The 14358-nt window shown below is 41.8% G+C and carries 9 protein-coding genes; 8 read left to right on the top strand and 1 reads right to left on the bottom strand.

Annotation, left to right across the window (positions count from 1 at the left end):
* Positions 1-98: 98 nt before the first annotated feature.
* Positions 99-1583, bottom strand: a complete 1485-nt coding sequence (locus HT731_RS03170; RefSeq protein ID WP_061758892.1) for a M protein trans-acting positive regulator PRD domain-containing protein — start codon at positions 1581-1583, stop codon at positions 99-101.
* A 482-nt stretch (positions 1584-2065) separates the two neighbouring features.
* Here HT731_RS03170 and rpoB point away from each other — a divergent pair, with 482 nt between their 5' ends.
* From rpoB to HT731_RS03130, 8 genes are all read left to right on the top strand, one after another.
* Entirely contained in the window at positions 2066-5677 is a 3612-nt protein-coding gene (gene rpoB, locus HT731_RS03165; protein ID WP_061758891.1) for a DNA-directed RNA polymerase subunit beta, read from the top strand.
* Positions 5678-5709: 32 nt separating this feature from the next.
* Positions 5710-9387 carry a DNA-directed RNA polymerase subunit beta' gene (rpoC, locus tag HT731_RS03160; RefSeq protein ID WP_061758890.1) on the top strand — a complete coding sequence of 1226 codons (3678 nt, stop codon included), beginning with the start codon at positions 5710-5712 and terminating at the stop codon, positions 9385-9387.
* A gap of 102 nt (positions 9388-9489) precedes the next feature.
* Complete coding sequence (ndk, locus tag HT731_RS03155) at positions 9490-9903, top strand: nucleoside-diphosphate kinase (RefSeq protein WP_061758889.1); 414 nt, start codon at positions 9490-9492, stop codon at positions 9901-9903.
* Between the two features lie 233 nt (positions 9904-10136).
* Entirely contained in the window at positions 10137-10757 is a 621-nt protein-coding gene (locus tag HT731_RS03150) for a hypothetical protein (RefSeq protein ID WP_061758888.1), read from the top strand.
* A 237-nt stretch (positions 10758-10994) separates the two neighbouring features.
* Positions 10995-11438, top strand: a complete 444-nt coding sequence (gene tsaE / locus HT731_RS03145; RefSeq protein ID WP_061758887.1) for a tRNA (adenosine(37)-N6)-threonylcarbamoyltransferase complex ATPase subunit type 1 TsaE — start codon at positions 10995-10997, stop codon at positions 11436-11438.
* A complete protein-coding gene (locus tag HT731_RS03140) occupies positions 11428-11946 on the top strand; it encodes a GNAT family N-acetyltransferase (RefSeq protein WP_061758886.1) in 519 nt (172 codons plus the stop codon). The genes tsaE and HT731_RS03140 overlap by 11 nt, the downstream gene beginning before the upstream one ends.
* 7 nt (positions 11947-11953) lie before the next feature.
* Positions 11954-12970 (top strand): LCP family protein, encoded by a 1017-nt coding sequence (locus tag HT731_RS03135; protein WP_061758885.1) that lies wholly within the window; start codon positions 11954-11956, stop codon positions 12968-12970.
* An 86-nt stretch (positions 12971-13056) separates the two neighbouring features.
* Positions 13057-14325, top strand: a complete 1269-nt coding sequence (locus HT731_RS03130) for a competence/damage-inducible protein A (RefSeq protein WP_061758884.1) — start codon at positions 13057-13059, stop codon at positions 14323-14325.
* Positions 14326-14358: the final 33 nt, after the last annotated feature.

Genomic DNA, 14358 nt, shown 5'->3' with positions numbered 1-14358 from the left:
CAATCAATAAATTTCTATATCAGTATAGCATGTAGTAAAAAAAGATGCAAGCGTTTTCTTAAAATTGGAACAAAAGAAAAATCGCAACAGATTTTCTGTTACGACTCAGCTAGTCTTTCTTTATGAATTTGAGAAGCCAGAAGGTGGAGATGGAGGAATAATTCTGAAGTAGAGAAGTTACGATTGTAGATAATTGGTTTAGGAGAGTTAGTGACAGGAAAGGTAGTGATAACAATATCGTGCGGAATTTGATTGAGAATCGAGAAAGAAATCGTAGATTCTTCCCAAGAATCAAATAGATAGAGATTGTTTCCGTAGTGAGTTAGGGTGTCGATTAGGCTTTGTGCGTGATGGTTATCCAGATGACTAATGACCAAAACACGTATTTTGGGAAGTTTTTGAAGCAGTTGGACTAAAATTCGATGCCCTTGGATAGTGAAGGTGTAGACCATCTCTTGTTGCTTACTTGGCTTACTGTTTAGTCCCATCTCAGTCAGATAAGATTGAAATTTGTGTTGACTTACTTCAAATAGTTTTGGAAATTCTGCTTGATAATTGCTTAAAATCTGGGATTTCTGTTTGTCGAGAGACTGATTGTTGAGTAAATGGAAGAAATCAGCTTGGGCAGTGTAGTGGAGGAGCCAAATCAATTCCTCACGATTTTCAATCTGTAGGTGAAATTCTTTAGCCAGCTCTTCTAGAATTTGACTCAATAAACGGTAGGATTTTTGGATATGATGAATATCGCCCAGTGCCCTATTATTAGCATTGTCTGTAATTTTAGAAGATTTGATTGGGTTTGAAAATAGTTGTTCCAGTGTTTTCTTTGTAGGTTCAAAATGGAGTTTTTTAGCCAGTTTTTTGATATCTTGTTCAAAATGGGGAATCTGCATGAGAGAGCTGTAGTGACTGGTTAAAAGAGGAGTAGGATTTTCAATGAAACGTCCCCTATTTAAACGCTCTAGATTGATAGCTAGGGTATATTTGATTTGCCGTAGACTGCTGAGGGTGAGTGAAACTTGTTGGGCGTTCAAAAATAGCTGAATCAAGTGAGTGAGTGATTCTTCAGAAATAGAAGGGAAGGGCCAATCAAGAAAGTCGTAACTTTGACTAAAGTAGTCTAGATAAAAGGCGCGAATGTCCTCTTCTGTTCCCTCTATGACTAAAGGGGAAGGTTGGATGCTGATGTTATAGTGTTGTAGAAGTTTCGTATTTAGATGCTGGATGATTTCCTGAACTCGTTCGTAGCTAATCACAAGCTCTAGGCACATTTGGTTAAGTGAGCCTTCCTCCTTGAAAAACAGACGGTTCAAAAAAGAGTAGGTTTCAGATTGTTTAAAAATCTCAATCCTAGGATCCAAGGTGTTTTGGAAGTCAAACTGCAATTGAATACCTTTTTTTCTTGATTGTATCAGGAGGTTTGGAAATAATTGCTCAAGCTTAAAAAGGTGTTCTTGTAATTCTTCTATTGAATAATTCAGCTTCTCGGCCAAGACTGAGAGTTCTATCCAATCATGGTGTTTGGTTATTTCTTCCAGTAAGAATAGCAAATCTTGTTCAGTCTTAGAAAGCAAGATATTCATCATAAATCTCCCTATATATTTATACATATATATTAAAAGAAAAGTCTGATAAAGTCAAGAAAAATAGCCTATGATAAAAAAGGAAAAGTTGTAATTCACTATATTCTTAGTGAACTACTAAACTGAAAACGAAGTTTGCAAAGTGATCATTGAATTTAATGTTTTATAGGAAAAGATTTTGTCAAAAAATCGTTAATTCCCTTGAAAAATCTAGCTAAATAGGGTATAATATGAGTAATCATTTGTCGTAGGTTTTGTCTGAAATATTGTCCAGACAAGGCTCACAGCAGTTAAATCTTCTGAAAAAGTCAGATTTAGCTGCTCTTTTTGTGCTTTTTTTCAGGATTTCGAGCATTTGTAACAAAGACTTAAAGATTCTGAAAATTTATCAAAGGGACACGGTGATAGAGGTTTTACAACCATATGACGATTAGAAAGCCTGATTGACAAGGCTTGGAACTTATTTACAAAGGAGAATCATCTTGGCAGGACATGACGTTCAATACGGGAAACATCGTACCCGTCGTAGTTTTTCAAGAATCAAAGAAGTTCTTGACTTACCAAATTTGATTGAAATTCAAACTGATTCATTCAAAGCTTTCCTAGACCACGGTCTTAAGGAAGTGTTTGAAGATGTATTGCCAATTTCAAACTTCACAGACACGATGGAGTTGGAATTTGTTGGATATGAAATCAAGGAACCAAAATACACGCTCGAAGAAGCTCGTATCCACGATGCCAGCTACTCGGCACCAATTTTTGTAACCTTCCGCTTGATCAATAAAGAAACAGGCGAAATCAAGACTCAAGAAGTTTTCTTTGGTGATTTCCCAATCATGACAGAAATGGGTACTTTTATTATCAATGGTGGTGAACGTATCATCGTATCTCAGTTGGTCCGCTCACCAGGTGTTTACTTTAACGATAAAGTTGATAAAAACGGTAAAGTGGGCTACGGTTCAACTGTTATCCCTAACCGTGGAGCTTGGTTGGAACTTGAAAGCGACTCAAAAGATATCGCCTACACTCGTATCGACCGTACTCGTAAGATTCCATTTACAACATTGGTTCGTGCGCTTGGTTTCTCAGGTGATGATGAAATCTTTGATATCTTTGGTGACAGCGAATTGGTTCGCAACACTGTTGAAAAAGATATCCACAAGAACCCAATGGACTCTCGTACCGACGAAGCCTTGAAAGAAATTTACGAACGCCTTCGTCCAGGTGAACCTAAGACTGCTGAAAGCTCACGTAGCTTGCTTGTAGCTCGTTTCTTTGACCCACGTCGCTATGACTTGGCAGCAGTTGGTCGCTATAAGATCAATAAAAAACTCAATGTTAAAACACGTTTGCTAAACCAAACCATTGCAGAGCCATTGGTAGATCCTGAAACTGGAGAAATCTTGGTAGAAGCTGGTACAATCATGACTCGTAGCGTGATTGAAAGCATTGAAAGCTATTTGGATGGCGACTTGAACAAGATTGTCTACATTCCAAATGATGCTGCCGTAGTAACAGAGCCAGTTGTTCTTCAAAAATTCAAGGTTGTTGCTCCAACTGATCCAGACCGTGTTGTAACGATCATCGGTAATGCCAATCCAGATGACAAGGTTCGTATCGTCACTCCTGCAGATATCCTTGCTGAGATGAGCTACTTCCTCAACTTGGCTGAAGGACTTGGCCGTGTAGATGATATCGACCACCTTGGAAACCGTCGTATCCGTGCGGTCGGTGAATTGCTTGCTAACCAAGTACGTCTGGGACTTTCTCGTATGGAACGTAATGTCCGTGAACGTATGTCTGTTCAGGACAACGAAGTCTTGACACCACAACAAATCATCAATATCCGTCCTGTAACAGCTGCAGTTAAAGAATTCTTTGGTTCATCACAGTTGTCACAGTTCATGGACCAACACAACCCACTTTCTGAGTTGTCTCACAAACGCCGTTTGTCAGCCTTAGGACCTGGTGGTTTGACACGTGACCGTGCTGGATATGAAGTTCGTGACGTGCATTACACTCACTATGGTCGTATGTGTCCAATCGAGACACCTGAAGGACCAAACATCGGTTTGATTAATAACTTGTCATCTTACGGGCACTTGAACAAATATGGTTTTGTTCAAACGCCATACCGTAAGGTTGACCGCGAAACAGGTGTTGTCACGAACGAAATCGTTTGGTTGACAGCTGATGAAGAAGATGAATTTACTGTAGCACAGGCTAATTCTCGTCTAAATGAAGATGGAACCTTTGCTGAGAAAGTTGTCATGGGACGTCACCAAGGGGTCAACCAAGAGTATCCAGCTAATATTGTTGACTATATGGACGTTTCACCAAAACAGGTAGTTGCCGTTGCGACAGCATGTATTCCTTTCTTGGAAAACGATGACTCCAACCGTGCCCTCATGGGAGCCAACATGCAACGTCAGGCTGTGCCATTGATCAATCCTCAGGCACCTTACGTTGGTACTGGTATGGAATACCAAGCAGCCCACGACTCTGGAGCGGCTGTGATTGCTCAGTATGATGGTAAAGTTACTTACGCAGATGCTGACAAGGTAGAAGTACGCCGTGAAGATGGTTCATTGGACGTTTACCACATCCAAAAATTCCGTCGTTCAAACTCAGGTACTGCCTACAACCAACGCACTCTCGTAAAAGTTGGCGATGTCGTTGAAAAAGGTGATTTCATCGCTGACGGACCTTCTATGGAAAATGGAGAAATGGCGCTTGGACAAAACCCAATCGTTGCCTACATGACTTGGGAAGGTTACAACTTCGAGGATGCCGTTATCATGAGCGAACGCTTGGTGAAAGACGATGTCTATACATCTGTTCACCTTGAAGAATACGAATCAGAAACACGCGATACAAAGCTTGGGCCTGAAGAAATCACTCGTGAAATTCCAAACGTTGGTGAAGATGCTCTTAAAGACCTTGACGAAATGGGTATTATCCGTATCGGAGCTGAGGTTAAAGAAGGTGACATTCTTGTAGGTAAAGTAACACCTAAGGGTGAGAAAGACCTTTCGGCTGAAGAACGCCTCTTGCACGCTATCTTCGGAGACAAGTCTCGTGAGGTGCGTGACACTTCTCTTCGTGTACCACACGGTGCCGATGGTGTCGTTCGTGATGTGAAGATCTTTACACGTGCAAATGGAGATGAGTTGCAATCAGGTGTTAACATGCTGGTTCGCGTCTACATCGCTCAAAAACGTAAGATCAAGGTCGGAGATAAGATGGCCGGACGTCACGGAAACAAAGGGGTTGTCTCTCGTATCGTTCCTGTAGAAGACATGCCTTACCTTCCAGACGGAACTCCAGTCGACATCATGTTGAACCCACTTGGGGTGCCATCACGTATGAATATCGGTCAGGTTATGGAGCTTCACCTTGGTATGGCGGCTCGTACTCTTGGTATTCACATCGCAACACCAGTCTTTGACGGAGCAAGTTCTGAAGACCTTTGGTCAACTGTTAAAGAAGCAGGTATGGATAGCGATGCCAAAACAATCCTTTACGATGGACGTACTGGTGAGCCATTTGATAACCGTGTGTCAGTTGGTGTCATGTACATGATCAAACTCCACCACATGGTTGATGATAAATTGCACGCGCGTTCAGTCGGGCCTTACTCAACCGTTACTCAACAACCACTTGGAGGTAAAGCCCAGTTTGGTGGACAACGTTTCGGTGAGATGGAGGTTTGGGCTCTTGAAGCCTACGGTGCGTCAAATGTCCTTCAAGAAATCTTGACTTACAAGTCTGACGATATCAACGGACGTTTGAAAGCTTATGAAGCTATTACAAAAGGAAAACCAATTCCAAAACCAGGTGTTCCAGAATCCTTCCGAGTTCTTGTGAAAGAATTGCAATCTCTTGGTCTTGACATGCGTGTCCTTGACGAAGATGACCAAGAAGTGGAACTTCGTGACTTGGATGAAGGAATGGACGAAGATGTCATCCACGTAGATGATCTTGAAAAAGCCCGCGAAAAAGCAGCCCAAGAGGCTAAAGCAGCCTTTGAAGCTGAAGAAGCTGAGAAAGAAGCAAAAGCGGAAGAAACAGAAGAAGCTGCTGAACAAGAATAAGTAGCTCACTTAGAATAGAAAGGGAAGAAATAGTGGTTGATGTAAATCGTTTTAAAAGTATGCAAATCACCCTAGCTTCTCCAAGTAAAGTCCGTTCATGGTCTTATGGAGAAGTCAAAAAACCTGAAACAATCAATTACCGTACCTTGAAACCAGAACGTGAAGGACTCTTTGATGAAGTCATCTTTGGTCCTACAAAAGACTGGGAATGTGCTTGTGGTAAGTACAAACGCATTCGTTACAGAGGGATTGTTTGTGACCGTTGTGGGGTTGAAGTAACGCGTACAAAAGTTCGTCGTGAGCGTATGGGACATATCGAATTGAAAGCTCCTGTATCTCACATTTGGTACTTCAAGGGGATTCCAAGCCGTATGGGCTTGACCCTTGATATGAGTCCTCGTGCACTTGAGGAAGTTATCTACTTTGCAGCTTATGTGGTGATCGATCCCAAGGATACACCACTTGAGCACAAGTCTATCATGACAGAGCGCGAATACCGTGAGCGCTTGCGTGAGTATGGTTATGGATCATTCGTTGCCAAGATGGGTGCCGAAGCCATCCAAGACCTTTTGAAACAAGTAGATCTTGAAAAAGAAATTGCTGAACTCAAAGAAGAGTTGAAAACAGCAACTGGACAAAAACGTATCAAAGCGATTCGTCGTTTGGATGTGTTGGATGCCTTTTACAAGTCTGGAAACAAACCTGAATGGATGATTCTTAACATCCTTCCGGTTATTCCACCAGATCTTCGTCCAATGTTGCAGTTGGATGGTGGCCGTTTTGCCTCATCTGACTTGAACGACCTGTATCGCCGTGTTATCAACCGTAACAACCGTTTGGCTCGTTTGCTTGAGTTGAATGCACCAGGTATCATCGTTCAAAATGAGAAGCGTATGCTTCAAGAAGCGGTTGACGCTTTGATTGACAATGGTCGTCGTGGTCGTCCAATCACAGGACCAGGTAGTCGTCCACTTAAATCATTGAGCCACATGCTCAAAGGTAAACAAGGACGCTTCCGTCAAAACTTGCTCGGTAAACGTGTTGACTTCTCAGGACGTTCCGTTATCGCTGTTGGTCCAACTCTTAAGATGTACCAATGTGGTGTGCCACGTGAAATGGCGATTGAGCTCTTTAAACCATTTGTGATGCGTGAAATCGTTGCACGTGATATCGTGCAAAACGTCAAAGCTGCTAAACGCTTGGTCGAACGCGGAGATGAGCGTATCTGGGATATCCTTGAAGAAGTGATCAAAGAACACCCAGTACTTCTTAACCGCGCACCGACCCTTCACCGTTTGGGTATCCAAGCCTTCGAGCCAGTCTTGATTGATGGTAAGGCCCTTCGCTTGCACCCGCTTGTCTGTGAAGCCTACAATGCCGACTTTGACGGGGACCAAATGGCCATTCACGTACCGCTTTCAGAAGAAGCCCAAGCAGAAGCTCGTATCTTGATGCTCGCTGCTGAGCATATCTTGAACCCGAAAGATGGTAAACCAGTTGTTACTCCATCTCAGGATATGGTTTTGGGTAACTACTACTTGACTATGGAAGAAGCTGGTCGTGAAGGTGAAGGAATGGTCTTCAAAGACCGTGACGAAGCGGTTATGGCTTACCGCAATGGTTATGTTCACCTCCACTCACGTGTTGGTATTGCAACAGATAGTCTCAACAAACCATGGACAGAAGAGCAAAAACACAAGGTCTTGCTTACAACAGTTGGTAAAATCCTTTTCAATGACATCATGCCAGAGGGTCTACCATACTTGCAAGAACCAAACAATGCCAACTTGACAGAAGGCGTTCCTGCTAAATACTTCTTGCCACTTGGTGGAGATATCAAGGAAGCTATCAGCAAACTTGAACTCAACCCTCCATTCAAGAAGAAAAACCTTGGAAATATCATCGCTGAAATCTTCAAACGTTTCCGTACGACAGAAACTTCTGCCCTACTTGACCGTATGAAGAACCTCGGTTACCACCACTCAACTCTTGCAGGATTGACAGTGGGTATTGCCGATATCCCAGTCGTTGATGACAAGGCTGAAATCATTGAAGAATCACACAAACGTGTAGAACAAATTACAAAACAATTCCGTCGTGGTATGATCACAGATGATGAGCGTTACAATGCCGTTACAGCTGAATGGCGTGCTGCCCGTGAAAAACTTGAGAAACGCTTGATTGCCAACCAAGATCCTAAGAACCCAATCGTTATGATGATGGACTCTGGAGCCCGTGGTAACATCTCAAACTTCTCACAGCTTGCCGGTATGCGTGGTCTGATGGCGGCTCCGAACGGACGTATCATGGAATTGCCAATCCTTTCAAACTTCCGCGAAGGTTTGTCGGTATTGGAAATGTTCTTCTCAACTCACGGTGCCCGTAAAGGTATGACTGATACGGCCCTTAAGACAGCCGACTCAGGTTACTTGACTCGTCGTTTGGTTGACGTTGCCCAAGACGTTATCATCCGTGAGGATGACTGTGGAACAGACCGTGGTCTCTTGATCCGTTCTATCGCAGAAGGAAAAGAGATGATCGAGTCTCTCGAAGAGCGTCTCAATGGTCGTTACACTAAGAAAACTGTTAAACATCCAGAAACTGGTGCAGTTATTATCGGTCCAAATGAGTTGATTACAGAAGATAAGGCGCGTGAAATTGTCAATGCTGGTGTGGAAGAAGTGACTATCCGCTCTGTATTTACATGTAACACTCGTCACGGTGTCTGCCGTCACTGTTACGGTATCAACTTGGCGACTGGTGATGCGGTTGAAGTTGGTGAAGCAGTTGGTACAATCGCTGCCCAATCTATCGGGGAACCTGGTACACAGCTTACAATGCGTACCTTCCACACGGGTGGGGTTGCCTCAAATACCGATATCACTCAGGGTCTTCCTCGTGTCCAAGAAATCTTTGAAGCCCGCAATCCTAAAGGGGAAGCGGTTATCACAGAGGTTAAAGGACAAGTTACAGCTATCGAAGAAGATGCATCAACTCGTACTAAGAAAGTTTTTGTTAAGGGTGAAACTGGCGAAGGTGAATACGTCGTTCCATTTACAGCTCGTATGCGTGTTGAAGTTGGGGACCAAGTAGCGCGTGGTGCTGCTCTTACGGAAGGTTCTATCCAACCAAAACGTCTCCTTGCAGTTCGTGATGTCTTGTCAGTTGAAACCTACCTTCTCGGTGAAGTACAAAAAGTTTACCGTAGCCAAGGGGTAGAAATCGGTGACAAACACATCGAGGTAATGGTTCGTCAAATGATCCGTAAAGTTCGTGTCATGGATCCAGGTGACACAGACCTTCTCATGGGTACCCTTATGGATATCAATGACTTTACAGATGCCAATAAAGATGTTCTTATCGCAGGTGGTGTTCCAGCGACTGGTCGTCCAGTTCTTATGGGAATTACCAAAGCCTCACTTGAAACAAATAGTTTCTTGTCAGCGGCTTCCTTCCAGGAAACAACTCGTGTCCTTACTGACGCGGCTATCCGTGGTAAGAAAGACCATCTCCTTGGACTCAAGGAAAATGTTATCATCGGTAAGATCATCCCAGCAGGTACTGGTATGGCTCGTTACCGTAACCTTGAACCACATGCTATCAACGAAGAAGAATACCTTAATCCTCCAGTAGAGGAAGAAGGAAATGAAGAAACAACAGAAGTAGTTGTGGATGCTGCCGTTGAAACTGTGGAAGAAACAGTAGAATAAAAGAGAATGAGAGAGCCTTCGGGTTCTCTTTTCTGAAAACTTTCTCCATTTTTCCACGAAATGTGGTAAAATAAAAGAAAGAAGCTGACAAAGGAGACGGGCATGGAACAAACATTTTTTATCATTAAACCAGACGGTGTAAAAAGAGGGCTAGTTGGTGAAGTGTTGAAACGCATCGAACAACGTGGATTTATAATTGAAAAATTGGAGTTGCGTTCACAGCTTTCAGAAGACTTGATTGACCAGCACTATCAGGACTTGGTTAATCAAAGTTTTTACCCACCGATTCGTGAATTTATGACTTCAGGACCGATTCTTGTAGGTATCATTTCAGGTCCCAAAGTAATCGAAACTTGGCGGACCATGATAGGCGCAACTCGTCCAGAAGAAGCTTTGCCAGGGACTATTCGAGGTGATTTTGCAAAAGCTGCTGGAGAAAACCAAGCTATCCAAAATGTTGTACATGGTTCAGATTCAGAAGAGTCAGCTAAGCGAGAAATTGCTCTTTGGTTTTAAGAGTTGATTGGCTCAATCAATTGGTTGAAAGCTCATTTGAATAGAAAGTATGGTCAATTAGTTTAAGATATGACGCATAATATCAAATTTTTTAGTTTTTGATATGGTGCGTTTTTTTGATTTCAAGTTTAGCCTCTCGTGTTTGTTTAGCATCTAAAAGAGACATTTGAGAAGATTGGAAACAGTTCTCCCTTTTCTCCGAGTATAATGATTGGTAGGAAGGGAGAGAAAAGATGAAATCAATGAGAATCTTATTTTTGTTAGCTTTAATTCAAATCAGTTTGAGTAGCTGTTTCCTATGGAAGGAATGCATCTTGTCCTTTAAACAAAGTACAGCTTTTTTCATCGGAAGTATGGTCTTCGTTTCAGGAATCTGTGCTGGAGTAAATTATCTTTATACCTGTAAGCAAGAAGTTCATAGTGTCCTAGCCAGTAAGAAGTCAGTGAAGCTTTTTTATAGTATCCTACTCTTAATTAATTTGTTAGGAGCTGTTCTTGTCTTGTCAGATAACTTGCTCATTAAAAATACGCTGCAACAAGAATTAGTTGACTTTTTATTGCCATCCTTCTTTTTCCTATTTGGACTAGATTTGCTGATTTTTTTACCTTTGAAAAAATATATGCGCGATTTTCTTGCCATGCTAGACAGAAAAAAGACAGTGTTGGTGACTATTTTAGCAACACTTATTTTCTTAAGAAATCCAATGACCATTGTCTCACTTCTGATTTATATTGGACTGGGTTTGTTTTTTGCAGCCTATCTTGTCCCAAATTCGGTTAAGCAGGAAGTTTCCTTTTATGGTCATATTTTCCGAGATCTTGTATTGGTCATTGCTACGCTCATTTTCTTTTAGGGAAAGCCTGTTTTTATGGATGTTATGATGGTAATGCTCTTCGAACATTTCTTCAAACTACGTCAGCGTAGCCTTTCCGTAGGTATATGATACTGACTCTGTCAGTTCTATCCACAACCTCAAAACAGTGTTTTGAGCAACCTGCGGCTAGCTTCCTAGTTTGCTATTTGATTTTCATTGAGTATAAGTTTGGTAGGAAAATAGACACAAAAGAAAAGTTTTTGGTATAATAAGAATATGTACACAAAAAATGAAGAAGAGTTGCAAGCCTTAGGGGAGCATTTGGGTCATCTATTAGAAAAGAATGATGTTTTAATTTTAACTGGAGAACTGGGCGCAGGTAAAACGACATTTACAAAAGGTCTTGCTAAAGGGTTACAGATTTCTCAGATGATTAAGAGTCCAACTTACACTATCGTAAGAGAGTATGAAGGTCGTCTTCCACTTTATCACCTAGATGTTTATCGTATTGAGGGGGATGCTGATTCTATCGACTTGGATGAGTTTCTCTTTGGTGGTGGAGTGACTGTCATTGAGTGGGGCCATCTTTTAGGTGATGCCTTGCCAAATACTTATTTAGAATTGGAAATTCTAAAAGAAGCAGATGGACGCCGTTTAAATTTCCAGGCAAAGGGGTTGCGTGCAGAAAAACTCTTAGAGGAGCTTCAACATGGAGTATGAATTGCTCATTAGAGAAGCAGAACCTGGTGATGCTGTTGAGTTAGTAACATTTTTAAATCGTGTCAGTTTAGAGACAGATTTTACCAGTTTAGATGGAGATGGTATTCTCTTGACCGGTGAGGAGATGGAAGTATTCCTCAACAAGCAAGCTAGTTCAGACAATCAGATAAGCTTACTTGCATTCTTAAATGGTAAAATTGCTGGCCTTGTAAATATTACAGCTGACCAGCGCAAGAGAGTCCGTCATATTGGAGATCTCTTCATTGTGATTGGAAAAAGATATTGGAATAATGGCTTGGGAAGTTTGTTGATAGAAGAAGCGATAGAGTGGGCACAAGCAAGTGGTATTCTGCGTCGTCTCCAACTGACTGTCCAAACTCGTAATCAAGCAGCAGTTCATCTTTATCAAAAGCATGGCTTTGTAATTGAAGGTCGCCAAGAGCGTGGAGCATATATAGAAGAAGGGAAATTTATCGATGTTTACTTGATGGGTAAACTGATAGACTAGTAGAAATATGGTTAAAAAAATTATTGGAATGGTGCTAGCTTTTCTAGCTGTGACAGTTTTGGGTGTTGGTGTTTTTGCTTATACTATTTATCAGCAAGGTACAGAGACTTTGGCAAAAACCTATAAAAAAATAGGAGAAGAAACCAAGGTTATTGAAGCAACAGAGCCTTTGACCATTCTGTTGATGGGGGTTGATACTGGGAACGTAGAGCGTACAGACCAATGGGCTGGAAATAGTGACAGTATGATTTTGCTGACTGTCAATCCTCACACAAAGAAAACGACGATGATGAGTTTGGAACGTGATATCCTGACTAAAATTCAACATAAAGATGGTAGTATTGAAGAAGCGAAGCTAAACGCTGCCTATGCTGGTGGTGGTGCAGAACTTGCGATAGAAACAATTCAAAAGATGATGAACCTTCATATTGATCGCTACATTATGGTCAACATGCAAGGCTTGCAACAATTGGTCGATGCAGTGGGAGGTATTACGGTTAATAATACACTAGGTTTCCCAATCTCTATCAGTGACCAAGAAGAATTTAACACCATTTCTATCGGTGTTGGAGAGCAGACAATAAATGGAGAAGAAGCACTTGTTTATTCACGCATGCGTTATCAAGACCCAGAAGGAGACTACGGACGTCAGAAGCGTCAGCGTGAAGTCATTCAAAAAGTTGTTGAAAAAGTTCTTAGTTTAAATAGTGTCAGTCACTATCAGTCTATCTTAAAAGCCCTAAGTACTAATATGCAGACTAATATCGATTTATCTGCAAAAAGTATTCCAAGCTTATTGGGCTACAAAGATTCATTTAACACCATTGAAACACAACAGTTGAAGGGTGAAGGGGAGATGCTACAAGGCGTTTCTTATCAAATTGTTACAAGAAACCACATGTTGGAAATGCAGAATCTTTTGAGACGTTCTTTGGGACAAGAAGAAGTTACTCAGCTTGAAACAAATGTTGTCTTATTTGAAGATTTATTTGGACGAACACCTGTTGGTGACGAAGACAATTAACTTTCTTACTATAAATAAAAAAATCAATCGTGGGAAATTTCCTGCGATTTTTTCAAAAAAATACGAATAGATAGGTAGGAGGAAACATGAAAGCAGAAATCATTGCTGTTGGAACAGAGATTTTGACAGGACAGATTGTCAACACTAATGCCCAGTTTTTATCGGAAAAATTAGCAGAGATTGGGGTAGATGTATATTTTCAGACGGCTGTAGGAGACAACGAAGCCCGTCTCTTATCCCTGCTTGAGATTGCTAGTCAACGTAGCAGTCTGGTGATTTTGACAGGTGGTTTGGGGCCAACTGAGGACGATTTGACCAAACAAACTCTGGCTAAATTTTTAGGGAAAGAATTAGTTTTTGATCCTCAGGCGCAGGCGAAATTGGATGTATTTTTTGCACAGAGACCGGACTATGCCCGAACACCTAATAACGAAAGACAAGCTCAACTTGTAGAAGGAGCGACTCCGCTGCCCAACGAAACAGGACTGGCTGTGGGGGGGATGTTAGAGGCCGAAGGAGTGACCTACGTCGTCCTTCCAGGTCCACCAAGTGAATTGAAACCCATGGTCTTAAATCAACTTCTACCTAAGTTGATGACAGGGAGCAAGCTGTATTCCCGAGTTCTTCGTTTCTTTGGAATTGGCGAAAGTCAGCTGGTGACCATTTTGGCTGATTTGATTGACAATCAAACAGATCCGACCTTGGCACCTTATGCCAAGACAGGAGAAGTCACTCTACGTCTGTCAACAAAGGTTAGCAGTCAAGAAGAGGCGAATCAAGCGCTGGATATCTTAGAAAACCAAATCTTGGAGTATCAGACCTTTGAAGGAATTTGTTTACGAGAACTTTGTTATGGTTATGGGGAAGAAACTAGTTTAGCTAGCATTGTGGTAGAAGAACTGAAAAAGCAAGGGAAAACCATTACGGCAGCAGAGAGTTTGACGGCAGGACTTTTCCAAGCCACTGTAGCTGATTTTTCGGGTGCTTCAAGTATATTTAAGGGTGGTTTCGTGACCTATAGCTTGGAGGAAAAATCAAAGATGTTGGATATTCCTGCCAAGGATTTGGAAGAACATGGTGTAGTGTCTGAATTTACAGCTCAGAAGATGGCTGAGCAGGCACGAATCAAGACCCAGTCTGATTTTGGCCTTAGTTTGACTGGAGTGGCAGGACCAGATAGCCTAGAAGGGCACCCAGCTGGGACAGTTTACATAGGATTGGCGCAAGAGAAAGGAACTGAGGTCATCAAGGTGAATATTGGAGGCAGAAGTCGAGCAGATGTACGTCACATTGCGGTTATGCATGCCTTTAACCTAGTTCGCAAGGCTTTATTAAGTAACCAACTTTTGATATAATAGTAGATAGGTCTGAGGACCATTAGAATGTAG

The organism is Streptococcus sp. k-163 (genome assembly GCF_013277555.1).
GTDB lineage: Bacteria > Bacillota > Bacilli > Lactobacillales > Streptococcaceae > Streptococcus.
The sequence above is the reverse complement of the archived record's forward strand: the minus strand, read 5'-3'. Positions and strand labels throughout refer to the sequence as shown.

Bases quoted from the DNA above. Each gene is read 5' to 3' on its own strand.
- HT731_RS03170 (WP_061758892.1), bottom strand. From the start codon at position 1,583: ATGAATATCTTGCTTTCTAAGACTGAACAAGATTTGCTATTCTTACTG.
- ndk (WP_061758889.1), top strand. From the start codon at position 9,490: ATGGAACAAACATTTTTTATCATTAAACCAGACGGTGTAAAAAGAGGG.
- HT731_RS03150 (WP_061758888.1), top strand. From the start codon at position 10,137: ATGAAATCAATGAGAATCTTATTTTTGTTAGCTTTAATTCAAATCAGT.
- tsaE (WP_061758887.1), top strand. From the start codon at position 10,995: ATGTACACAAAAAATGAAGAAGAGTTGCAAGCCTTAGGGGAGCATTTG.
- HT731_RS03140 (WP_061758886.1), top strand. From the start codon at position 11,428: ATGGAGTATGAATTGCTCATTAGAGAAGCAGAACCTGGTGATGCTGTT.
- HT731_RS03135 (WP_061758885.1), top strand. From the start codon at position 11,954: ATGGTTAAAAAAATTATTGGAATGGTGCTAGCTTTTCTAGCTGTGACA.
- HT731_RS03130 (WP_061758884.1), top strand. From the start codon at position 13,057: ATGAAAGCAGAAATCATTGCTGTTGGAACAGAGATTTTGACAGGACAG.